The 22,891-nt window shown below is 58.8% G+C and carries 21 protein-coding genes; 11 read left to right on the plus strand and 10 right to left on the minus strand.

Annotated elements, in window-relative coordinates; translation table 11 throughout:
* Window positions 1-16: 16 nt before the first annotated feature.
* The 5 genes from FT726_RS05405 to FT726_RS05425 form a co-directional block, all read right to left on the minus strand.
* Window positions 17-805 (minus strand): ABC transporter ATP-binding protein, encoded by a 789-nt coding sequence (locus FT726_RS05405; protein WP_346302543.1) that lies wholly within the window; start codon window positions 803-805, stop codon window positions 17-19.
* Entirely contained in the window at window positions 805-1,884 is a 1,080-nt protein-coding gene (locus FT726_RS05410) for an iron ABC transporter permease (protein ID WP_058757255.1), read from the minus strand. The genes FT726_RS05405 and FT726_RS05410 overlap by 1 nt, the downstream gene beginning before the upstream one ends.
* 160 nt (window positions 1,885-2,044) lie before the next feature.
* A complete protein-coding gene (locus tag FT726_RS05415; protein ID WP_021509272.1) occupies window positions 2,045-3,511 on the minus strand; it encodes an amino acid permease in 1,467 nt (488 codons plus the stop codon).
* A gap of 136 nt (window positions 3,512-3,647) precedes the next feature.
* Window positions 3,648-4,514 carry a DNA-binding transcriptional regulator YeiE gene (yieE, locus tag FT726_RS05420; protein ID WP_021509271.1) on the minus strand — a complete coding sequence of 289 codons (867 nt, stop codon included), beginning with the start codon at window positions 4,512-4,514 and terminating at the stop codon, window positions 3,648-3,650.
* Window positions 4,515-4,523: 9 nt separating this feature from the next.
* Entirely contained in the window at window positions 4,524-4,901 is a 378-nt protein-coding gene (locus FT726_RS05425) for a YkvA family protein (protein ID WP_058757253.1), read from the minus strand.
* A gap of 106 nt (window positions 4,902-5,007) precedes the next feature.
* Here FT726_RS05425 and FT726_RS05430 point away from each other — a divergent pair, with 106 nt between their 5' ends.
* Together FT726_RS05430 and nfo are read left to right on the plus strand one after the other, a co-directional pair.
* Window positions 5,008-6,054: a YeiH family putative sulfate export transporter gene (locus FT726_RS05430; protein WP_021509269.1), complete on the plus strand. Its 1,047-nt coding sequence runs from the start codon at window positions 5,008-5,010 to the stop codon at window positions 6,052-6,054.
* 56 nt (window positions 6,055-6,110) lie between these two features.
* A complete protein-coding gene (gene nfo, locus FT726_RS05435) occupies window positions 6,111-6,956 on the plus strand; it encodes a deoxyribonuclease IV (RefSeq protein WP_346302544.1) in 846 nt (281 codons plus the stop codon).
* 70 nt (window positions 6,957-7,026) lie between these two features.
* Here nfo and fruA read toward each other — a convergent pair whose 3' ends face one another.
* The 4 genes from fruA to FT726_RS05455 all read right to left on the minus strand — a co-directional run bounded on the left by fruA (window position 7,027) and on the right by FT726_RS05455 (window position 11,338).
* Window positions 7,027-8,724 (minus strand): PTS fructose transporter subunit IIBC, encoded by a 1,698-nt coding sequence (gene fruA, locus FT726_RS05440; protein WP_346302545.1) that lies wholly within the window; start codon window positions 8,722-8,724, stop codon window positions 7,027-7,029.
* Between the two features lie 16 nt (window positions 8,725-8,740).
* Window positions 8,741-9,679 carry a 1-phosphofructokinase gene (fruK, locus tag FT726_RS05445; protein ID WP_021509266.1) on the minus strand — a complete coding sequence of 313 codons (939 nt, stop codon included), beginning with the start codon at window positions 9,677-9,679 and terminating at the stop codon, window positions 8,741-8,743.
* Window positions 9,676-10,806 carry a fused PTS fructose transporter subunit IIA/HPr protein gene (fruB, locus tag FT726_RS05450; RefSeq protein ID WP_058769932.1) on the minus strand — a complete coding sequence of 377 codons (1,131 nt, stop codon included), beginning with the start codon at window positions 10,804-10,806 and terminating at the stop codon, window positions 9,676-9,678. Before fruB ends, fruK begins: the two co-directional genes overlap by 4 nt.
* Window positions 10,807-11,083: 277 nt before the next feature.
* Complete coding sequence (locus FT726_RS05455; RefSeq protein ID WP_058757250.1) at window positions 11,084-11,338, minus strand: YkgJ family cysteine cluster protein; 255 nt, start codon at window positions 11,336-11,338, stop codon at window positions 11,084-11,086.
* A 152-nt stretch (window positions 11,339-11,490) separates the two neighbouring features.
* On the opposite strand from FT726_RS05455, the gene yeiP reads away from it, so the two are divergent.
* From yeiP to yejF, 9 genes are all read left to right on the plus strand, one after another.
* Window positions 11,491-12,063 carry an elongation factor P-like protein YeiP gene (yeiP, locus tag FT726_RS05460; protein WP_031280049.1) on the plus strand — a complete coding sequence of 191 codons (573 nt, stop codon included), beginning with the start codon at window positions 11,491-11,493 and terminating at the stop codon, window positions 12,061-12,063.
* Window positions 12,064-12,162: 99 nt separating this feature from the next.
* Window positions 12,163-13,137: a GTP-binding protein gene (locus FT726_RS05465; protein WP_288422003.1), complete on the plus strand. Its 975-nt coding sequence runs from the start codon at window positions 12,163-12,165 to the stop codon at window positions 13,135-13,137.
* A 45-nt stretch (window positions 13,138-13,182) separates the two neighbouring features.
* Window positions 13,183-13,890 (plus strand): phosphatase PAP2 family protein, encoded by a 708-nt coding sequence (locus FT726_RS05470; protein ID WP_104093087.1) that lies wholly within the window; start codon window positions 13,183-13,185, stop codon window positions 13,888-13,890.
* A 514-nt stretch (window positions 13,891-14,404) separates the two neighbouring features.
* A complete protein-coding gene (gene mepS, locus FT726_RS05475; protein ID WP_031280047.1) occupies window positions 14,405-14,980 on the plus strand; it encodes a bifunctional murein DD-endopeptidase/murein LD-carboxypeptidase in 576 nt (191 codons plus the stop codon).
* Between the two features lie 227 nt (window positions 14,981-15,207).
* The gene (locus FT726_RS05480; protein WP_058757525.1) at window positions 15,208-16,773 is read left to right on the plus strand and encodes a cyclic di-GMP phosphodiesterase; all 1,566 of its coding nucleotides are present in this window, start codon (window positions 15,208-15,210) and stop codon (window positions 16,771-16,773) included.
* A 65-nt stretch (window positions 16,774-16,838) separates the two neighbouring features.
* The gene (locus tag FT726_RS05485; RefSeq protein ID WP_346302546.1) at window positions 16,839-18,647 is read left to right on the plus strand and encodes an extracellular solute-binding protein; all 1,809 of its coding nucleotides are present in this window, start codon (window positions 16,839-16,841) and stop codon (window positions 18,645-18,647) included.
* Between the two features lie 10 nt (window positions 18,648-18,657).
* A complete protein-coding gene (locus FT726_RS05490) occupies window positions 18,658-19,749 on the plus strand; it encodes a microcin C ABC transporter permease YejB (RefSeq protein ID WP_059009158.1) in 1,092 nt (363 codons plus the stop codon).
* Window positions 19,749-20,771 carry an ABC transporter permease gene (locus tag FT726_RS05495; RefSeq protein ID WP_021509256.1) on the plus strand — a complete coding sequence of 341 codons (1,023 nt, stop codon included), beginning with the start codon at window positions 19,749-19,751 and terminating at the stop codon, window positions 20,769-20,771. Before FT726_RS05490 ends, FT726_RS05495 begins: the two co-directional genes overlap by 1 nt.
* Window positions 20,772-22,361, plus strand: coding sequence for a microcin C ABC transporter ATP-binding protein YejF (yejF, locus tag FT726_RS05500; protein ID WP_346302547.1), 1,590 nt, complete (start codon window positions 20,772-20,774; stop codon window positions 22,359-22,361). It begins immediately after the preceding gene.
* Here the strand turns inward: yejF and FT726_RS05505 are convergent.
* Window positions 22,355-22,681 (minus strand): hypothetical protein, encoded by a 327-nt coding sequence (locus FT726_RS05505; RefSeq protein ID WP_021509254.1) that lies wholly within the window; start codon window positions 22,679-22,681, stop codon window positions 22,355-22,357. The two genes, yejF and FT726_RS05505, sit on opposite strands and share 7 nt — an antisense overlap.
* Window positions 22,682-22,891: the final 210 nt, after the last annotated feature.

Raw genomic sequence — 22,891 nt, forward strand, 5'->3', positions numbered from 1 at the left:
CAGAACGTGTCTGGCGTCAGGCCAGTGATTCCGCCACCAGCCCATCAATCATTACCTGAGGCATGCCCTGTGAGCAGTGCTCAATGCGACCGCGCACGCCATACACCTGCGCCAGCGTCTCCGGCGTAATCACCTGCGACGGCACACCGTCGGCCAGTAATTGCCCCTGCTTCAGCATCAGCGCGTGATCGGCATGACGCAGAGCGATGTTAAGGTCATGCACCACCACCACCGTCACCATATTGCGCAGCCGGGTTTCGCGCCGCACCAAATCCATCACGTGGAACTGATAATTCAAATCCAGCGCGCTGAGCGGTTCATCCAGCAGCAGCAGTTCCGGACGGCGAATCAGCGACTGCGCCAGCCCGACCAGCTGCTTCTGGCCACCGGACAGCTGATCGAGATAACGCATCGCCAGATGGGCAATGCCCAGCTGCTCCAGCAGGTGCATGATTTCTGCTTCACTGGCGGCGCTGTGTAATCCGCCGGAGGCACGCTGCGCCACGATGATCGACTCCAGCACGTGCAGATGCACACCGGCTGGCAGCGTCTGCGGCAGATAGACCACGCGCTGCGCGCGCCGGGCAAACGGCTGGCTCATCAGCTCTTCACCATTGAGCCACAGCTCGCCCTGCCCTTTGCTCAGACCGGCCAGCGCGCGCAGCAGCGTCGATTTGCCGCAGCCGTTGGGCCCCAGCAGCACGGTGATTTTGCCGCGTGGCAGCTGCGTGACATTGAGATCCTCGATGACGTTCCGCTTCGGGTAACCGGCGTAAAAGTGGCTGACGCGTAAGCCCTGCTCCATCACACTGTCCCCCGATGCCGCAGAATAATGCTGAGAAAGAACGGCACGCCCACCAGCGAGGTGACGATGCCGACCGGAATGATAACGCCGGGAATGAGGTTTTTCGAGGCCACCGACGCCAGCGACAGCACCAGCGCGCCGGTCAGCGCACTGGCCGGCAGATAGTAGCGGTGATCTTCACCAAACATCATGCGCGCAATGTGCGGCGCGACCAGGCCGATAAAGCCGATCGGGCCGACGAATGCCACCGCCAGCGCTGAGAGAATGCTGATGCGCAACAGCGTCGCCAGCCGCAGACGCCGCACATCAATGCCGAAGCTCACCGCGCGATCTTCACCCAGGCGCAGCGCCGTGAGTTTCCAGCTGCTGAGCATCGAGAACGGCAGCAGGATGGCAAAGGCGGCGCTCAGCACGCCCAGTTTTTCCCATGAGGCACGCGCCAGACTGCCCATGGTCCAGAACACCAGGCCCTGCAGCGTATCTTCGCTGGCGATGAACTGCATCATCGAAACCAGGGCGTTAAAGGTGAACACCAGCGCGATGCCAAACAGCACCACGCCGGAGGTTGAGACTTTGGTCCAGCGCGTGATGCCATCCAGCATCAGCGCGGCAAACAAGGCGAAGACAAAGGCATTGGCGGAGATCAGCCACTGGTCCGGCACGCCGGGAATACCAATGCCGAGAATGATCGCCAGCGCGGCACCAAACGCCGCTGCCGACGAGACGCCGAGCGTAAACGGGCTGGCCAGCGGGTTATTGAGGATGGTCTGCATTTCAGCACCGGCGAGGCCGAGTGAGAAGCCGACCACCACCGCCATTAGCGCATACGGCAGACGGATGTCCCAGACGATCACGCGCGTGCCGGCGTCCACCGCTGCGGGATGGAGCAGCGTTTGCCACAGCGTGTCGAGCGTCAGGCCGGCCGGGCCAAGGGTGAAATCGAGGATAACTGAAGCGAGGATCGCCAGCACCAGCACACCAATCAGCAGCAGTCGCTGACGCAGAACCTGACGATAACGGGTCAGGGTATCGGCTTCGGTGCCATGTTCCGCCACCAGCGCGGAGTCCGTACTACGCATTGTTCTACCTGTTTCCTGTCGCCTTATAACGGCTGCCACAATAGAGCAGGTGATAATAATTATCAATGCTGTCTCTGTAACAAAGCCCGAATGGTTTGCGCCAGGTTTGCATAGCGTAATAGTTCGCAAAAAAACGCGGCCGTGGCCGCGTTGTCAGGCATTACTGCTTAAAGGAAGGGAATTCCATCTCGCTGTATTTCACGAAGCGGGTGCCGCGCGTCAGCTTATAGCCCAGCCAGATAACCAGGAACAGCGGAATGCCGATATAGGTTGCGGCTACGCCGTACCAGTCGATGCGATCGGCGAGAAATGCCTGATAATTCTGCCCCAGCGTAATGATCAGACACAGCGCGAACGCAAACATCGGACCCAGCGGGAAGAAGCCGGAGCGGTAAGGCAGATCGGCCAGATTCAGCCCCTGCGCCACATAGCCGCGGCGGAAGCGATAATGGCTGATAGCAATGCCGAGCCAGGCGATAAAGCCGGTCATCCCTGACGTATTCAGCAGCCACAGGTACACTTCCTGATTGCCAAATTTCGAGGTCAGGAAGCACAGCGCTGCCACCACCGTGGTCGCCAGCAGGGCATTGCGCGGTACGCCGCCTTTCGACAGCTTCGCAAAAATGCGCGGTGCCTTGCCTTCCTGCGCCAGGTTAAACAGCATGCGCGTTGAGGCGTACATCCCGGAGTTACCCGCCGACAGCACCGCCGTCAGGATCACCGCGTTCATCACCGCCGCCGCGGACAGCAGACCGGCATTCTGGAACACCAGCGTGAACGGGCTGACGCTGATATCGGTGACATCGTTATGCAGCAGTTGCGGATCGGTATACGGCAGAATCAGGCTGATGATCAGGATCGCGAACACATAGAACAGCAGAATGCGCCAGAACACCTGGCGCACCGCGCGCGGGATATTCTTCGCCGGGTCTTCTGATTCACCGGCGGCAATCCCGATCAGTTCGGTGCCCTGGAAAGAGAAGCCGACAATCATCGCCACGCCAATCATCGCCGCAAACCCGCCGGCAAACGGCGCATCTCCCACCGTCCAGTTGTGCCAGCCAGCATTTTCTGCGCCGCGCAGGATGCCGGTAATCATCAGCACACCGACCACAATAAAAATGATAACGGTGGCGACTTTGATCAGTGAGAACCAGTATTCCGCCTCGCCGAAGCCTTTGACCGAAATATAGTTGAGCAGGAACATCAGACCGAGGAACAGCGCGCTCCAGATCCAGCCCGGCGTGTCCGGGAACCAGTAGTTCATCACCAGCTGTGAGGCGACGAGGTCAACAGCGATGGTCACCGCCCAGTTGTACCAGTAGTTCCAGCCCAGCGCGAAGCCAAAGCCCTCTTCGACATATTTGGCGCCGTAGGTGGCAAAGGAACCGGAGACCGGCATAAACGCCGCCAGTTCGCCGAGGCTGGTCATCAGGAAGTAGACCATCAGGCCGATCAGCGCGTAGGAGAGTAACGCACCGCCAGGACCCGCCTGAGAGATAGTGGCACCCGAGGCGACAAACAGGCCGGTGCCGATAGAACCGCCAATGGCGATCATGGTGAGATGGCGCGCTTTTAATTCACGGCGCAGCCCAGGTTGTTGTGTTGTTTTTGAGTCATTATGCATGTGTAAACGCTATGCTGGATAAAAATAAGGCGCGATTGTAGCAGCAAAGCCTGCACTGTATAGCATTCGCCTCGGGTTATTAGTTACCTTCATAATCGGCCGGGAATTATTAGCCACAGCACAGGACACACCGCAGCTATTCCCGGCAATAGGCGAGGAAGCGGCTCAGCGCTTTCGACAGATGTTTCTGCCGGTGATGGATGCGATACAGGGTGCGCGTCAGGCGCGGCAGGGGCACCGGCACTTCCGTCAGCGTGCCCGCCTCAAGCAGATCGGTAATCACCCGGCGCGATAAGCAGCTGATGCCCATGCCGTGGCGCACCGCGTGTTTAATCGCCTCCGAATTGCCTAACTCCATCCCCAGCTGAAACTGCGGCAGGTGCGACAGCAGCAGGTAATCGACAATCTCACGCGTACCGGAACCGCGCTCGCGCAGGATCCACGGCGCAGCGGCCAGCGTCTCCAGCGTCACCGGCTGCCGTAACAGCGGCGCATCCGGCGCGGCGAACACCACCAGTTCATCTTCCAGCCACGGTTCGCTGATGATATCCGGCTCATGGCACGGCCCTTCAATCAGGCCGATATCGACGCGAAAATCAGCCACCGCATTGATGGCGTCCTGGCTGTTGCCGACGCTCAGCTCCAGCGGCAGCGTGGGAAAATCACGGCGATACGCGGCGATCATCCCCGGCAGCAGATAGTTGCCGATGGTGCTGCTGGCAAACAGGCGAATCGCTCCGTTGTCTTCTTTAAACAGCTGTTCGATCTCAATCGCCTGCTCCAGCAGCCCGACCGCACGCGGATAGAGCAGCCGGCCGTGCTCGTTGAGCACCAGCCGTTTGCCGACGCGGTCAAACAGCTGCACGCCGAGCTGACTTTCCAGATCGGCCAGGGCCGCGCTGACCGCCGACTGCGACAGCGCCAGCACCTGTGAGGCCTGCGTGGTGGAGCCGCTTTTCAGCACCTCGGTAAACACTTCAATCTGACGCAGCGTAATGTGCATGCGTGCTCCTTACATGGCGTACCGCTTCACCAGATAGATCACCACCGCCAGCCAGATCAGCAGCATCAGAATCAGGCCGCTCCAGCTGACGATCTTTTTGCCGCGCGCCCGCTGCACCTCGGCGCGTTCGGCGCTGCTGATGCGCACGTCGCGCGGCAGCAGACGCAGCAGGATCATCACGCCAAGCGGGATGATAATCGCGTCATCCAGCAGGCCAATAATCGGGATGAAGTCCGGAATCAGATCGATGGGGCTGAGCGCATAAGCGACGATGCCAAACGCCAGCAGCTTAAACCACCACGGCGTACGCGGATCGCGACAGGCAAACCACAGCGTCAGCACGTCCCGTTTGATGAGCTTCGCCCAGCGGCGCAAGCGCATGAACATTGTTGCCCTTCCTTATCACTTATTCCGGTTGATTATAAATATATTATCAATTTCACTTTTAAGCCAGCCAGGCGCACGCTAAAGCCTCACTGAGGAGAAGCGTATTATGGCTGAACTAAGCGTCAACAAAACCCCTTTTCATGTTCATCGCTGGCTGCCGGGACTGCTGCTGACCGCCGCCATCGCCGCAGGTGCCGCGTGGCTGGCCAGTCAGCCGTGGCTGGCGGGCGCGGGATTCGGCGCGCTGACGCTGGCCATCATTATCGGCATCGTGCTGGGTAATAGCCTGTATCCCCGCGTTGCGACCCCGTGCGACAGTGGGGTGCTGCTGGCCAAACAGCGACTGCTGCGACTCGGCATCATTCTTTACGGCTTCCGCATCACCGTGCAGCAGATCGCCGATGTCGGCGTCAGCGGCGTGCTGATTGATGTGCTGGTGCTAAGCTCAACCTTTCTGATCACCTGCCTGATCGGCATCCGTGTACTGAAAATGGATCGCGAAACCGTGTGGCTGATTGGTGCCGGCAGCAGCATTTGCGGTGCGGCAGCGGTGCTGGCAAGTGAACCGGTGATCAAAGCCGCACCGTCGAAAGTGGCGGTCGCGGTGGCCACCGTGGTGCTGTTTGGCACCGTCGGCATTGTGCTGTACCCGTTTCTCTGGACGCTGCTGCCGCAGGTCAGCGCGCAGCACTTTGGCGTCTTTACCGGCTCGACGCTGCACGAAGTGGCGCAGGTGGTGGCGGCTGGCCATGCGATGGGCGCGGAAACGGAGAACACGGCGGTGATCGCCAAGATGCTGCGGGTGATGATGCTGGCACCGTTTCTGCTGATCCTCGGCAGCTGGCTGCAGCGCCAGCGCAGCCACCAGCGTCAGGCACAGCAGCCGATCCGCTTTCCGTGGTTTGCCTTGTTGTTTATTGTGGTGGCGCTGTTTAACTCGCTGCATCTGCTGCCACCGCCGGTGGTAACGGGACTGAATCAGCTGGCGAATCTGCTGCTGGCGATGGCGATGGCGGCGCTGGGCTTAACCACCCGTTTCGGCGCGCTGAAGCAGGCGGGCGTCAAACCGCTGCTGCTCGGTCTGCTGATGTTTATCTGGCTGATTCTCGGCGGCGGCGCACTCAATGTGCTGGTGCAACATTTCATGGCGTAAGCGCATCCGCTATCATGGGCGTTTTGCATCAGCAATCGCCCATTCAGGAGAGCGGCATGAAATATATCGGCGCACACGTAAGCGCATCCGGCGGCGTAGACCAGGCAGTGATCCGGGCCCATGAAATCGAAGCCACAGCCTTTGCGCTGTTCACTAAAAATCAACGCCAGTGGAAAGCCGCGCCGCTCTCTGCGCAGGTGATCGACGCTTTTAAAACCGCCTGCGATCAGTACAACTTCAGCGCCGCGCAAATCCTGCCACACGACAGCTATCTGATTAACCTCGGCCATCCGGTGATGGACGCGCTGGAGAAATCGCGCGAGGCGTTTATCGATGAGATGCAGCGCGCCGAACAGCTTGGTCTGACGCTGCTCAACTTCCATCCCGGCAGCCACCTGCAGCAGATTGATGAAGATGCCTGCCTGAAGCGCATCGCCGAGTCGATCAACATTGCGCTGGATAAAACCCACAACGTGGTAGCGGTGATTGAGAATACCGCCGGCCAGGGCAGCAACCTCGGTTTCCGCTTTGAACACCTCGCGGCGATTATTGACCACGTCGAGGATAAATCGCGCGTCGGCGTATGCATCGACACCTGCCACGCCTTCGCTGGCGGATATGATTTACGCAGCGAAGCTGCCTGTGAAGCCACCTTTGCCGAGTTTGAGCGCGTGGTAGGCTTCCATTATCTGCGCGGTATGCACCTTAACGATGCCAAAAGCACGCTCGGCAGCCGCGTGGATCGCCATCACAGCCTCGGCGAGGGCAACATTGGCAAGACCGCGTTTAGCTGGCTGATGAAGGATGCGCGTTTTGACGGTATCCCGATGATTCTCGAAACCATCAATCCGGATATCTGGAAGGATGAAATTGCCTGGCTGAAGGCCGAGCAGCAGGCGTAACGGGTTTCACCGGGGCCTGTCGCCAATAAAAAAAGGGAGCCGCGGCTCCCTTTGTTGTTCCTGGCTGCCGTTACGCGGCTTTGGCCAGTTCCTCTTCCGGACGTTTCAGAATCGCATAGCCCAGACCCGCAATCAGCGTACCAATCACAATCGCCAGCAGGTAACCCAGCACCGGGGTAATGGCGCCTGGAATCAGCAGGACGAACAGCCCGCCGTGCGGCGCCATCAGTTTGGCACCCATCGCCATGGAGATCGCACCGGTCACTGCGCCACCCACGATACAGCATGGCAGCACGCGCATCGGATCTCGCGCCGCAAACGGAATGGCACCTTCGGAGATAAAGCACAGGCCGAGTACCAGCGCGGCTTTACCGCCCTCCTGCTGACCTTTATTGAACTTACGACGCGCTACCAGCGTTGCCAGCCCCATCGCCAGCGGTGGCACCATACCGGCCGCCATGATCGCGGCCATCGGCGCGTAGGTTTGCGAACTCAGCAGACCAACACCAAACGCGTAAGCCACTTTGTTCACCGGACCGCCCATGTCGGTACACATCATGCCGCCCAGAATCGCGCCCAGCAGGACCGCGTTAGCAGTGCCCATGTTCGCCAGCCAGCTGGTCAGGCCGCTCATGATGCCGGCAACCGGTTTGCCTACCACGTAAATCATCAGCAGGCCGGTAATCAGACTGGCCACCAGCGGAATGATCAGAATCGGCTTCAGCGCCTCCATACTTTGCGGCAGCTTCACTTTGCTGCTCAGTAGTTTCGCGGCGTAACCGGCGATGAAACCGGCGATGATGCCGCCAAGGAAACCGGCGTTGATGCTGGTGGCGATCATGCCGCCAATCAGACCCGGCGTCAGGCCCGGACGGTCAGCAATCGAGAAGGCGATAAAGCCCGCCAGCACCGGCACCATCAGCGCAAAGGCGCTGCCGCCACCGATCTGCATCAGCGCCGCGGCTAAGGTGCCCTGCTCTTTAAACGCGGTAATCCCAAAGGCGAATGACAGCGCAATGCTCAGACCGCCGGCGACCACCATCGGCAGCATATAAGATACGCCGGTCAGCAGATGCCGATAGGCACCGGCTTTCTCTTTGCTGTCGCTCTGGCTGGCTGCCGCCTGGTTGCCGGAAGGCTGCCAGACTTTGGCTTCCGCCTGCGCTTTATCCAGCTCCTGTGCGGTTTTCTTCAGCGCCAGACTGGTGGAGGTGCGGTACATCGGCTTGCCGGCAAATTTCGCCAGGTCAACGTCGATATCCGCCGCAACGATCACCAGATCGGCCGCAGCCACTTCTTCCGGGGTGATCGGGTTGCCAGCGCCGACTGAGCCGCGGGTTTCCACTTTTACCCACCAGCCGCGCTTACTGGCTTCCGCCTCAATCGCCTCGGCTGCCATGAAGGTGTGCGCCACGCCGGTCGGACAGGCGGTGACGGCCACAATACGTTTCTGCCCGGTGCTCTGCGCCGGTGCGCTTGCCGCCGGGGTTGCCGCAGCCGGCTGCCACGGTTGCGCCGCATCTTTAGCCAGCGCCAGTGCCGCCCGCGGATCGCGCAGCGCCTGCTGCACATCCACGAGGGCAACGGACTTGCCGGCGAGCTGCGCGTTGTCGGTAACCTGCTGGCCAATCACCAGCACCAGTTCGGCGTCCGCGGCGCTGTCGACCAGCGTCAGTCCCGCCTGCCCTGCCGCCGCCTGCAGACGTTCCGAGGCTAAATGGCCTGATGCCAGGCCGAGTGAAGAATCTTTTATCAGCAGCGTTTTCATTATCGCTCTCCTGCTGTTAGTTAACGGGTTGTAAGTCGACACGCGCCATCATCGCGGCCAACTGGGTACGATCGGTCACGCCGACGTTGCTCTGGCTGACGGCCATGGCCGCCACCGCCGTCGCCAGACGCAGCGTGTGTTCACTGGATTCCCGCATCAGCAGGCCATAAATCAGGCCGCCAACCATCGAATCTCCGGCGCCTACGGTGCTGACCACTTCACACGCAGGCGGTTTGGCGATCCATTCGCCAGAGGCATTGACCCACAGCGCGCCTTCCGCACCGAGGGAGATCACCACGTGGGCAATGCCCTGCTCGCGCAGCTGGTGCGCGGCGTCAATCACATCCTGCAGCGTCGGCAGCTTGCGGCCGGCCCAGATCTCCAGCTCGCGGCGATTGGGTTTTACCAGCCACGGTGCCGCTTTCAGACCGGCCACCAGCGCTTCACGGCTGCTGTCAAAAATGATGCATGGGCAGTGGGTGCGCAGATCGCTCATCCATTTGGTGAACGCGTCCGGCGCAACGCCCGCTGGCAGGCTACCGCTGACGCACACCATATCGAACTGGCCCAGCCAGGTCAGCGAGTCGGCGGTGAAGCGGTCCCAGTCCTGTGGCGTGACGTCAAAGCCCGAGAAGTTGAGGTCGGTGACGTCGCCGTCTTTTTCCGTCAGCTTAACGTTAATGCGGGTACGCCCCTGCACCACCTGAAAACGGTTAGCGATGCCGAGTTCGCTGAACAGCTGCTGAAAGCCGTCCTGATTCTCTTTACCGAGGAAGCCGCCGACGGTGACGTCGATGCCGAGATCTTTCAGCACTTTGGCGACATTGATGCCTTTACCCGCAGCGTGCAGCCCGGTGGTTTTGACCAGGTTAACTTCGCCGCGCTCGATCTCCGGCGTGTAGCCGACCAGATCGTACGCCGGGTTCAGGGTGATAGTGGCAACGCGACGACTCATGCTGCCCCCTCGCCCAGACCGCTATTAATGGCTTCTTCGATAGCGTGCAGTGCCTGCTGCGCATCGTCACCGCTGGCGGTGAAACGCAGACGATGGCCTTTCTTCACGCCCAGCGCGACCACCTTCATCAGGCTGCGCCCGTTAGCCGGCTTACCGCTGCCGTCGAGATTGGTCACGGTGATATCGCTGTTGAACTGCTTGATCACGCTCACCAGCGCGGTGCCCGGACGCGCATGCAGACCGTGCTCGTTGCGGATGGTGAATTCCGCGGTTAAGACGTCCGCAGCCTCATCAACTTCGCTGGTCAGCAGCGCGAGAATACCTGCCGCGTCCGCCTTCAGAAGGCGTTCAGCCTGCTTGTTCAGCAGCAGATTGCTGAGGTAGCCCAGCACCTCAAGCGGGCGCTGATCGGTGGCGGCGACCGTCAGCAGCAGCGCTACCGGTTCGCCCTGATGTGTCAGCGGCGTCGCGCTGCGGCTCACTGCCACCGCGCTGTTGAGGTTGCCGTGCGTGCTGTCGCTCAGCCAGATGCCCTGACCGAGGCTGAGCGGCGCGTGCGAGACAACGTCCGCGACAAAGCTGGCGTCAACGGCACCGGCCGCCTGCAGACGACCGGCGTTCAGCGCCTGCAGCGTCATCAGATCGCTGGCGGCCACGTCAGTGGCGATCAGCGACGTATCGAACTGGAATTCAGCGGCCTGCTTTTCACCCATCAGCAGCGCGCGCAGCTCTTCAGCAGAGGCAGATTTCAGCTGCTCCGCGATGCTGTCATCGCTTAATACGTGGGTCAGCTGGCGCAGCAGCGCGAGGTGCTCGTCAGATTTGGCGGCAATGCCGATGGCGACGTACGCTGTCTGGCCATCACCCCAGTCCACGCCCTGCGGGAACTGATAAACCTGCACGCCGGTTTTCAGCACCAGATCGCGGGTATCGGTGGTGCCGTGCGGAATGGCGATGCCGTTGCCGAGAAAAGTGGTGGTTTGCTGTTCGCGCGCCAGCATGCCGTCGACGTAGCCTTCGGCCACATTTCCGGCCGCGGTAAGCGCAGCGGCAACCTGACGAATGGCCTGTTCTTTATCGGACGCGCTGGCGCCGGTGTGAATGGCCTGAACTTCGAGCTGGAACATATTTCTCCTCGCTTGCTGAAAGTGAATCGTTTCAGCCTGATGGCGAAAAAATACGCTGTACGACACGGACTTAGCCGGGAGGACAACGCTGAAACGTTTCAGGGAATATGGTACAGCACCCGGTTACAGGCAAGAAAATGCGCAATCGGCGTAGCAGATTTTTGATGCTCCGCACACTTCGCGGCGGATTTAGGATTTTTCACAGCGGGCGCGCTGACGCGTTGCTGTAACGCAGCGCCTGTGACGAGCGTGCTGTTCAGCTCGCGTCAGCTGAAACTCAGGGCGCGGTATCCGCTTCCAGCTGCAGCAGGTAGATCATGGCGTCGGCGCGGCTGTTGCCACACATCTCCGCCTGTGGCTGTAAACCGGCACACACCGCCGGACGCAGCGGCGAACCAAAGATTTTGCAGCGCTGCTGTTCGTCAAGCTGAACGCAGCGGGTATTGGCCGGTTTGCCGTCAGGCATACCCGGAATGGGGGAAGAGATGGAGGGGGCTGTGCAGCAGGCACCGCACTGGTCTCGACATAACATCATGCGCTCCTGCAAAGATTAGCGGCCGACAATAGCAGTCTGCACCGCGGAATTCTATGCGCGACCAACAATTTTCACCGGCCTCACTTGCCTGTTTTTCACCGCGCGAGTAAGTTGGCGCGCATCTACCTGGTTATAGCGAGTCAAGCATTATGCCAAAGGCAAACGAAATCAAAAAAGGAATGGCCGTCACCTGGAACGGTAAACTGTTGCTGGTGAAGGATATCGATGTCCAGAGCCCAAGCGCGCGCGGTGCCGCCACGCTGTACAAGATGCGTTTCACCGATGTGCGCACCGGCCTGAAAGTTGAAGAGCGCTTCAAGGGCGACGACATTATTGATGCCATCCAGCTCAGCCGCCGCGCGGTGACCTTCTCATACATCGACGGCGACGAATACGTGTTTATGGATGACGAAGATTACACGCCGTACAGCTTTAAAAAAGATCAGATCGAAGAAGAGCTGCTGTTTATTCCGGAAGGCGGCATTCCCGGTATCCAGGTGCTTACCATGGATGGTCAGGTGCTGGCGCTGGAACTGCCGCAGACGGTAGACATGGAGATCGTTGATACCTCACCTGGCATCAAAGGGGCATCCGCCAGCGCGCGCACCAAACCGGCGGGCATGAGCACCGGGCTGTCGATTCAGGTGCCGGAGTACCTGAGCAATGGCGATCGCATCCGTATCCATATTGCCGAGCGTCGTTATATGGGACGCGCCGATTAAGCGCACGATTTTCTCCGGCGGCGGTTGATTGTTATAGTATAACAACAGCCTGCGCGCCGGATGCGGTTGTCCGGCGCGGCTATTTTAACGGAGTAAATTATGACGCGCGTGAACCTGATTACCGGTTTTCTCGGTAGCGGTAAAACCACCACCCTGTTACATCTGCTGGCGCACAAACCGGCCAATGAGAAGTGGGCCATTCTGGTCAACGAGTTTGGCGAGATCGGCATTGACGGCGCCCTGCTCGCCGACCGCGGCGCCACGCTGAAAGAGATCCCCGGCGGCTGCATGTGCTGTGTTAACGGCCTGCCGCTGCAGGTCGGGCTGAATATGCTGCTGAAGCAGACTCAGCCCGACCGCCTGATTATCGAACCCACCGGCCTTGGCCATCCCAAACAGTTACTGAATATGCTGCGCGCGGCGGTCTATCAGCCGTGGATCCACGTGGACGCCACGCTGACGCTGCTCGATCCGCGTCAGTTAGCCGATACGCGCGTCACGGAGAATGAAAACTTTCGCGACCAGCTGATCGCCGCAGACATCATCATCGCCAATAAGAGCGACAAATGGGATGCGGAAGATCGTCAGCGGCTGGCGAGCTGGCAGCAGCAGCATTTAGGCGACCGTCAACTGGTGGAAGCCAGCTGGGGCAATATTGATCCGGCGTTGCTGAGTCAGCCGGCATTGGCGGATCGTGCGGTACCCGATGCCGCGCATCATCATCATTCGTCACGCCCGCAGGGGCTGGCGGCGCTGAAACTGGAAGGCGAAGCGCGCTGGCGTCGTGCGTTAAATGAAGGTCAGGGCTATGCTTCCTGTGGCTGGATTTTTGATGGTGACACGGTGTTCGATACCATTCCGGCTTTAGAGTGGGCGCGGCTTGCGCCGGTGGATCGCGTGAAAGGCGTGCTGCGTACCGCTGACGGTCTGGTCAGCATTAACCGTCAGGGCGAAGACCTGTTCATCGAAACGCGCCCGGTCACGCCACCGGATAGCCGTATCGAATTGATCCACCATCAGGCCGCCGACTGGAACGCCTTGCAGACTGCCCTGTTGAAGATTCGTTTAAATTAGCTGCGGTAGGTTTGCCCGTTATTTTTTTCTTTTTGAGTTACTTTTATGCGCACTACTCGTTTGATCACCATCCTGCTGCTGAATGCGCTGGGTGTGATGCTATTTATGTCGTGGTATCTGCCGCCGGAGCACGGGTTCTGGTTCGCTCTCGACAAAGGCATCTTTTTTGGCTTTAACGACCAGATGGTCGACCATCACGGCTTTGCGCTGCTGGTGGCGATCACCAATTTCCGCGGTTTTGATGCGGTGTCGCTGCTGGCGATGGGCCTGCTCTATCTGTGGTTCTGGCGCCGCGAAACGCCGCAGGGCCGACGTCGTATGCTGGCGATTGGTATCACCATGCTGCTGACGGCGGTGATTCTTAACCAGCTGGGCCACCTGCTGCCGGTTAAGCATGCCAGCCCGACGCTGTTCTTTGATAACGTGCATCGCGTCAGCGAACTGACCGGTATTCCGGCAAAAGATGCGTCCAGAGACAGCTTCCCCGGCGACCACGGCATGATGCTGATTATCTTCGCCTGCTTTATGTGGCGCTATTTCGGCTTCCGCGCCTTCCTGATGGGCCTGCTGATTGTGGTGGTCTTTTCCCTGCCGCGCGTAATGGCAGGCGCACACTGGTTTACCGATATCGCGGTCGGTTCGCTGTCGGTGGTGCTGGTGGGCCTGAGCTGGTGGTTATTAACACCGGCCAGCGACAAACTGGTGAACTGGCTCTATCGTTCGCTGCCCGGAAAATATAAACCCCAGGCGTAATAGTTTAGCACAGGCGATTATTTCCTGTTTTTAAGATCGCCTGCGCTTATTTAATCCTGCAATAAATTATTAGCGAACTAAGCGTTTTCTGATAAAAGAAAAACCTATGCGTCAAATCGTCTGACAATGGCGTTATTCCTGGCCTGTCCAGTCAGAACCCTCTTAAAATCTCCCTTAGCGCCAGAATTAGCCGCTGTTCCTGCCGTTAATTGACGCTTAAATCGCTACCAGTTGTTGATAAAGTAACCGTTGTGTTACAGATTGATTTCACATCAAAAAAACCTATAAAAATTTATATAAAAGCACTCGCCACGCGGTCTGTAATCGGTTAACCTCAACTCCGATTACTACCGTGCAGCATAAAATTCGGTACCTTAAGCAACAAAAATGTGTGCATTAACACATTTTAGTAATTAAGGAATTGTCTTAGAGGGTCGCACTTATTAATCTCAACCCGTTTTGTCATCTGGCTGGCGACATTCTGTCGTAAGGACATCGAAGGAAAACACGTACAATGGTCAAGTCTCAACCAATTCTGAGATACCTCAGGCGGATTATTCCCGCAGTAGCATTAGCAACCCTCTTATCGGCATGTAGCAGTACCCATAACGGTCAGAACGCGAATAACGAGAATCATGAAGTTAACAACCAGAATGGTTTTTTACTTCAGGCGTCTCAGGACGAATTTGAACAAATGGTGCAGAACGTGGACGTTAAGTCCCGCATCATGGAGCAGTACAGTGACTGGAAAGGCGTGCGTTATCGCTTAGGCGGCGACACCAAACGCGGCATTGACTGTTCTGCTTTTGTTCAGCGCACCTTTCGCGAACAGTTTGGTTTAGAGCTGCCGCGTTCCACCTCGGAACAGCAGGACAGCGGTAAAGAGATTTCACGCAGTAAACTGCGTCCGGGTGATTTAGTGCTGTTCCGCGCCGGCTCCACCGGTCGCCATGTTGGCATCTATCTCGGCAACGACAATTTTGTACACGCGTCTACCAGCAGCGGCGTGATGATTTCCAGCCTTAACGACAGTTACTGGAAAAACCGCTACCGCGAAGCGCGTCGGGTACTGGCAAAAAACCCCAGTTAACCCCCTTCCTTCCTGATGTTCTCAGCCAGAGAATCTGAAAACGCTGCCCCGGCAGCGTTTTTTTTCGTCTGCGGTTGCTTAAGCCAAATCCATGGCGGAAAAAGTAATTGTGAATCAAAAATATAACGAGACTTTTCGCGCAGCCTCGTTATATTCTCGTTGCCTTGAACCAGCACAGTTGTATGCGTTTTTATAATAAAAAGGGCAAGATCAGGGGAACCAACTCCATGCCACTGTCGGGGACGTTAAATCGTCATGCCAGCTACTCGCGGCGCATCGCCTGGAGTAGCGTAATTATTGGGGTCGCGTTTTTTATCCTGTTTGTCACCGTCCTGCTCACGCTGACATGGCAAAAACGCGTCCAGCAACACCAGCAGCTGCTGGCTCACAGCCGTGACGATCTGCAACAGGTGATGTCAACCCTGGTCGAGAGCCTTTATCCACTGCAGCAATACACTCAACTCAGCTGCAACAGCGTCAACCGTGAGCTGACCTCTCGCGCCGCCTTTGCCGGCAACATTCGCGCGATATTACTGGTACGCGACGGCAACGCTTACTGCTCCTCGGCTACCGGCGCATTTCTGCTGGCCGCCAGCGCCATTTCACCCGATTCAGAGCTGGAGCGCGACCGTGATGTCCGCCTGCTGCCCGGCACGCCGCTGCAGCCCGCCAAACCAGCGCTGGCGCTGTGGCTGAAAAGTCCGGGAGCGAACGAAACCGGCATCCTCGCCACCATGAACCTCAGCATGACGCCTTACCAGCTGCTGGCCTCTTACCATCCCGAAATCACGCGCATGGCGCTGGTGGCAGGCGACAGCGCGCTGCTCAGCGGCACCAGCCAGGTGGTGCGCAGCCGCGATTTGCCGCCCGCCCTCACCGACCTGACGCTTGATGACGGCAGCATGCGCTTTGTGCTTTACGGCAGCACGCTGGCCTCACGCGATTACACGCTGGCTTTGCTGACCGGCCTGCTGCTGGCGCTGCTGGTTGCCGCAATCAGCTGGCTGCTGCTGTCGCTGCATCAGCGACCGGGACGTGAAATCCTGCTCGGCATCCGGCGCGGTCAGTTTCACGTTGAGTATCAGCCGCTGGTAACGGCACACAACGGCAAACCCTATGGCGTTGAAGCGCTGCTGCGCTGGACCCACCCGGTTGAAGGCATGATCCCACCCGATGTATTTATCAGCCACGCCGAAGCGCAGAACCTGATTATTCCTCTGACCCAACATCTGTTCAGCCTGGTAGCGCGCGACGCGCGTTTTCTCTGTCAGCAACTGCCGCGCGGCACCCGTCTCAGTCTGAATATGTCACCGCAGCATCTGGCATCGGCCAGTTTTCGCCGCGACGTCCAGGCGTGGATCGCCAGTATGCCCGCCGATCATTTTAACTATGTCTTTGAAATCACCGAGCGCACCATGGTGCGGGAGAAGAACGCCGGCGAAATCTTCGCCTGGCTGCATGAACACAATTTCAAGATTGCCATCGATGATTTCGGCACTGGCCATAGCGCGCTGATCTATCTGGAAAAATATCCGTTCGACTACCTGAAAATCGATCGCGGCTTTGTGCAGAGTATCGGCACCGAAACCGTAACCTCGCCGGTGCTTGACACCGTGTTGCTGCTGGCAAAGAAACTCAACCTGAAAACCGTGGCGGAAGGGGTGGAAACCGGCGACCAGGCGGCCTGGCTGGTTAACCGCGGCGTCACGCATCTGCAGGGATATCTGTTTAGCCGCCCGCTGCGCCCGGAAAAGCTGATCAGCTACTATCAGAGCCAGGCCAGTTTGGGTTAACGTCACGTACCGCGCATGAAACTGCTACCATACAGTGCGGATTACCACAGGAGAGCGCCCCACTTATGCTGCTTCGTCTTGCCACAGCACTACTGATGTGCAGCGCCATTGCGCCGGTGCACGCGGTCACTATCCATGAAAGCTATGCCTTTGCGAAGCTGGGCGAACCGAAATACGCGGTCAACTTCAGCCATTATGATTACGCCAATCCGGCGGCGCCAAAAGGTGGCAAGATCACCCTCGCCGTGGTGGGCACTTACGACAACTTCAACCGCTATGCGTCGCGCGGCAACCCCGGTATCGGCACTGACACGCTGTACGACGGCCTGTTTACCACCTCAGACGATGAGCCCGGCAGCTACTATCCGCTGATCGCCGAATCAGCACGCTATCCCAGCGATTATCACTGGATGGAAGTGTCGATCAATCCGCACGCGCAGTTTCAGGACGGTACGCCGATCACCGCACAGGATGTCGCCTTCACCTTCGGCAAATTCATGACCGAAGGCGTGCCGCAGTTTCGCGTGGCGTTTCGTGGCGTGCAGGTGAAAGCGCTGAACCGGCTGACGGTGCGCATTGAGATGCCCAAACCAGACAAAGACCTGGTGCTGAGCTGGATCACGCTGCCGGTGCTGCCGGAAAAATTCTGGCAGAACAAAAAATTCAATGAGCCTATTGGCTATCCGCCGCTCGCCAGCGGGCCTTACCGCGTCACTTCGTACAAATCCGGCCAGTTCATCCAGTATAGCCGGGTGAAGAACTACTGGGCGGCCAATCTGCCGGTGAACCGCGGTCGCTTTAATTTTGATACCCTGCGCTACGACTACTATCTTGATGACAACGTGGCTTTTGAAGCGTTTAAGGCCGGTGCCTATGACCTGCGCGAAGAGAGTTCGGCGAAGAAATGGGCCACACAATATCGCGGGCGCAACTTCACCAGCCACGCCATTGTGAAAGCCACCACGCCGAATGACGTCGCCACCGACACGCGCTGGCTGGCGTTCAATAACGAGAAAGCATTGTTTGCCGACCGCCGCGTGCGCGAGGCGCTGACGCTGGCGTTTGATTTTGAGTGGATGAACAAAGCGCTGTTCTACGGCGCTTACAAGCGAACCGACAGCTACTTCCAGAACACCGCTTACGCCGCCAAAGGCTATCCTGACGCCGATCAGCTGGTCCTGCTCGCGCCCTATAAGGCGCAGCTGCCTGCCGAGGTCTTTAACAACGCCTACGCGCCGCCGCATTCTGACGGCAGCGGCTTTGACCGCAACAATTTGCTGCGGGCGATGGCGCTGCTGAAGCAGGCAGGCTGGCAGATCAAAAATCAGCAGCTGGTGAAAGTGAAAACCGGCCAGCCGTTTCAGTTTGAACTGTTGCTGCGCAGCGGTTCTCTGAACGACTGGGCGCTGCCGTTCCAGCACAGCCTGGCACGGCTTGGCATTACGATGACGCTGCGCCAGGTGGACAGTTCGCAATATCTGCGCCGGCTGCGCGAAGGCGATTACGACATGATTCCGTCGCTTTATCAGGCGATGCCGTGGCCTTCCACCAGCCTGCAGTATGTCTGGCAGTCGGATTACATCAGCTCCTCGTGGAACACCGCGCGGGTAAAAGATCCGCTGGTCGACCATTTCGTGCAGCAGATCGTGGCGCATCAGGGCGATGAAAAAGCGCTGCTGCCGCTCGGTCAGGCGCTGGATCGCCTGCTGCTGTGGAACGCCTACATGATTCCGATGTGGTACAACGCTGAGCAGCGGCTGGCCTGGTGGGACAAGTTTTCCCATCCGCAGATTAAACCGGCGTTTGCCACCGGGCTGGAAAACTGGTGGTACGATGTGAACAAAGCCGGTCGTTTACCGGCCGATCGACGCTGAGGAGAGCGGTTTGGGTGCTTATTTCCTGCGCAGGCTGTTGCTGATTATTCCCACGCTGTGGGCCATCATCACCCTGAATTTCTTTATCGTACAGATTGCGCCGGGCGGTCCGGTCGATCAGGCGCTGGCCAACATCCAGTTTGGTCATAGTACCGGTCTGCCTGGCAGCGGCGGCAGTGACAGCGGCGCGCGCGGTGCGCTGGTGCGCGACAATCCCGGCGACAGCCAGTACCGCGGCGCGCGCGGGCTGGATCCGGAAGTGGTGGCAGAAATAACCCATCGCTACGGCTTCGATAAGCCACTGCTGCAGCGCTATGGTGAAATGCTGTGGAATTACCTGCGTTTTGACTTTGGCGACAGCCTGTTTCGTAACGCCTCGGTGCTGCAGCTGATTAAAGAGAGCCTGCCGGTGTCGATCAGCCTCGGGTTGTGGAGCACGCTGATCATCTATCTGGTGTCGATTCCGCTGGGCATCAAAAAAGCGGTGCGCAACGGCAGTGCGTTTGATATCTGGAGCAGCATCTTTATTATCATCGGCTACTCTATTCCGGCGTTTTTGTTTGCCATCATGCTGATTGTGCTGTTTGCCGGCGGCAGCTATCTTGACTGGTTTCCGCTCCGCGGCCTCACTTCGCCGCAGTTTGATACGCTGCCGTGGTACAGCAAAATCAGCGATTATCTGTGGCATATCACCCTGCCGGTGCTGGCTACGGTAATTGGCGGCTTTGCCACCCTGACCATGCTGACGAAAAATTCGTTCCTAGATGAGGTGCGCAAACAGTACGTCGTCACGGCGCGCGCCAAGGGCCTGGATGAGAAGCGCATCCTGTACGGCCACGTGTTTCGCAACGCCATGCTGCTGGTGATCGCCGGGTTTCCCGCCACCTTTATCAGTATGTTTTTCACCAGCTCGGTGCTGATTGAGGTGATGTTCTCACTCAACGGCATGGGGCTGCTCGGCTATGATGCCACCATTCAGCGCGACTATCCGGTGATGTTCGGCACGCTGTATATCTTTACGCTGATTGGCCTGCTGATGAATATTCTCAGCGATCTGACCTATACGCTGGTCGATCCACGCATTGATTTTGAGGGCCGCTGATGCGTTTATCTCCCGTTAACCAGCAGCGCTGGCAGCGCTTTCGTCATAACCGGCGCGGCTACTGGTCGCTGTGGCTGTTTCTGCTCATTTTTGTGTTGTCGCTGGGCGCGGAATTATTAGCCAATGACAAACCGCTGCTGGTGCACTATCAGCAGCGCTGGTACGCACCGCTGCTGTTCAACTACAGCGAGAGCGATTTTGGCGGCCAGTTTGCCACGGCGGCGGATTACCAGGATCCGTGGCTGAAGCAACGTATTGATCAGCAGGGCTGGGCGCTGTGGGCGCCCATCCGCTTCAGCGACAGCACCATTCATTTCGCCACCGACGTGCCCTTCCCGTCACCGCCGTCGGCGCAAAACTGGCTGGGTACCGATGCTAACGGTGGCGATGTACTGGCGCGTCTGCTGTACGGCACGCGCATCTCGCTGCTGTTCGGTTTGCTGTTAACGCTGTTCTCCAGCGTGATTGGCATTGTGGTGGGTGCCCTGCAGGGCTACTTTGGCGGCCGCGTTGACCTGATCGGCCAGCGATTGATTGAAGTGTGGTCCGGCATGCCGACGCTGTTCATGCTGATTCTGCTCTCCAGCGTGATTCAGCCCAATTTCTGGTGGCTGTTACTGCTGACAGTGATCTTCGGCTGGATGAGCCTGGTGAGCGTCGTGCGCGCTGAGTTCCTGCGCACGCGTAACTTTGATTATATCCGCGCCGCGCGCGCGCTGGGCGTGAGCGATAGCCGCATCATGCTGCGCCACATGTTGCCCAACGCCATGGTCGCCACGCTCACCTTTCTGCCGTTTATCCTGTGCGGTTCGATTACTACCTTAACCTCACTGGATTTTCTCGGCTTCGGCCTGCCGGTGGGCTCGCCGTCGCTGGGCGAACTGCTGCTGCAGGGAAAAAACAATTTACAGGCACCGTGGCTTGGCCTTTCCGGCTTCTTCGCCCTCGCCCTGCTGCTGTCGCTGCTGATTTTTATCGGCGAAGCGGTACGCGATGCCTTTGATCCGAGCCGGGGGCGCTAAATGAGTTTGTTAACGGTGAAGCATCTGGCGGTGGCGTTCGGGCCGCGCCGCGTGGTGGAAGATATCTCGCTGCGCATCGACGCCGGCGAAACGCTGGCGCTGGTGGGCGAATCGGGATCGGGCAAGAGCGTGACGGCGCTGTCGATTATGCGTCTGCTGCCGCAGCCGCCGGTGAGCTATCCGCAGGGCGAAATTGTGTTTGACGGGCGCGATGTGCTGCAGGCCAGCGAGCGTGAAATGCGCGGGCTGCGCGGCAACCAGATGGCGATGATTTTTCAGGAGCCGATGGTGTCACTCAATCCGCTGCACAGCGTGGAAAAACAGCTGTATGAAGTGCTATCGCTGCACCGTGGCATGCGGCGTGAAGCGGCGCGCGCTGAAATTCTCAGCTGCCTCGATCGCGTAGGCATTCGCCAGGCCGCGACGCGCCTGCAGGATTTTCCGCACCAGCTGTCCGGCGGCGAGCGCCAGCGCGTGATGATCGCCATGGCCTTGCTGACGCAGCCCAAACTGCTGATTGCCGATGAGCCCACCACGGCGCTGGATGTCACGGTACAGGCACAGATTTTACAGCTGCTGCGCGAACTGCAGCGCGAACTGAACATGGGCATGCTGTTCATTACCCATAACCTGAACATTGTGCGTCAGCTGGCCCACAGCGTGACGGTGATGCGCAACGGGCGCGAGGTGGAACACAACCGCTGTGACGCACTGTTTCGCCAGCCACAGCAGCCTTATACCCGTGAGCTGCTGGCCGCCGAGCCGGACGGCGCACCGGTGCCGCTGAACGACGCGCCGCCGCTGTTGCAGGTGAATAATTTGCAGGTGGGTTTCCCGATTCGCCGTGGACTGCTGAAGCGCACCATGGCGGAAAAAACCGCGCTACACAATCTCAGTTTTACCCTGCGGCGCGGCGAAAGCCTCGGGTTAGTCGGCGAATCCGGGTCAGGCAAAAGCACCACCGGCCTGGCGCTGCTGCGCCTGATTGCTGCGCGCGGCGAGATCTGGTTCGACGGCCAGCCGCTGCATCAGCTGAGCGCGAAGCAGCTACTGCCGCTGCGCCAGCGCATTCAGGTGGTGTTTCAGGATCCCAACTCTTCACTCAATCCGCGCATGACGGTACAGCAGGTGATTGCCGAAGGGCTGGCGGTGCACCAGCCGCAGCTCAGCGCTGCCGAACAGGAAGCCAGAGTCATTGCGGTGATGGAAGAGGTTGGCCTGGAGGCAGCGAGCCGCAGTCGCTACCCGGCGGAATTCTCTGGCGGTCAGCGCCAGCGTATCGCCATCGCCCGCGCGCTGATCCTGCAGCCGCAGCTGATCGTGCTGGATGAACCCACCTCGTCGCTGGACCGCTCGGTGCAAAAGCAGATCCTCACCCTGCTGCGCCGTTTACAGCAGCAGCATCAGCTGGCCTATCTGTTTATCAGTCACGATTTGCAGGTGGTGCGCGCGCTGTGTCATCAGCTGGTGGTGTTGCGCCAGGGTGAAGTGGTGGAACAGGGTGAATGCGAAGCGCTGTTCAACGCGCCCGCAGCAGAGTATACGCGTCAGCTGCTGGCCTCCGCGCAGGGCGAGATCGGGCCTCAGTGACCGTCAAAGGTTTCGGCGATCGCCACGCCCTGATTTTTCAGACAACAGTTAGTGGCGCTCTCGTCGCCGCGCTGAATCAGCAAACACGGCTGCCCTTCACATTCGGCAATTTTGCACTCGACCTGAATCTGCGCCAGCGTTTCCTGTAGCTGCTGCAGGATCTCCAGCGCCGGATGGCCATCATGGCTCAGCAGGCGCAGCGCGACCAGATCCCCGTCATGCGCGCCGTTCGCTGCTTCCTGGCGTTCAATGGCGCCGGCATGTTCCAGCGACCAGCGGTATAGTTGTGGTAAACGATGCACAACCGAGAGTTGCAGCATAGTGTTTCGGTTCCCAGAGACAGTAACGTTATTCACAACGGACGGCTTCATCGCGGTGAATCCCCACCTGGCAAGCTCAGCATACGGACGTCAAGGATAGCCTTCTCGTTTTAAGCACAAAGCGTGATGCAACTTTATTATTTGCGAGCTTTCTCGCATTTATGCCTATGTTTACCGCGTTACGCGGCGCTTAACAATCATTTTAGACGC

It is taken from the genome of Pantoea sp. Morm (assembly GCF_016643525.1).
Taxonomy (GTDB): Bacteria; Pseudomonadota; Gammaproteobacteria; order Enterobacterales; family Enterobacteriaceae; genus Pantoea; species Pantoea dispersa.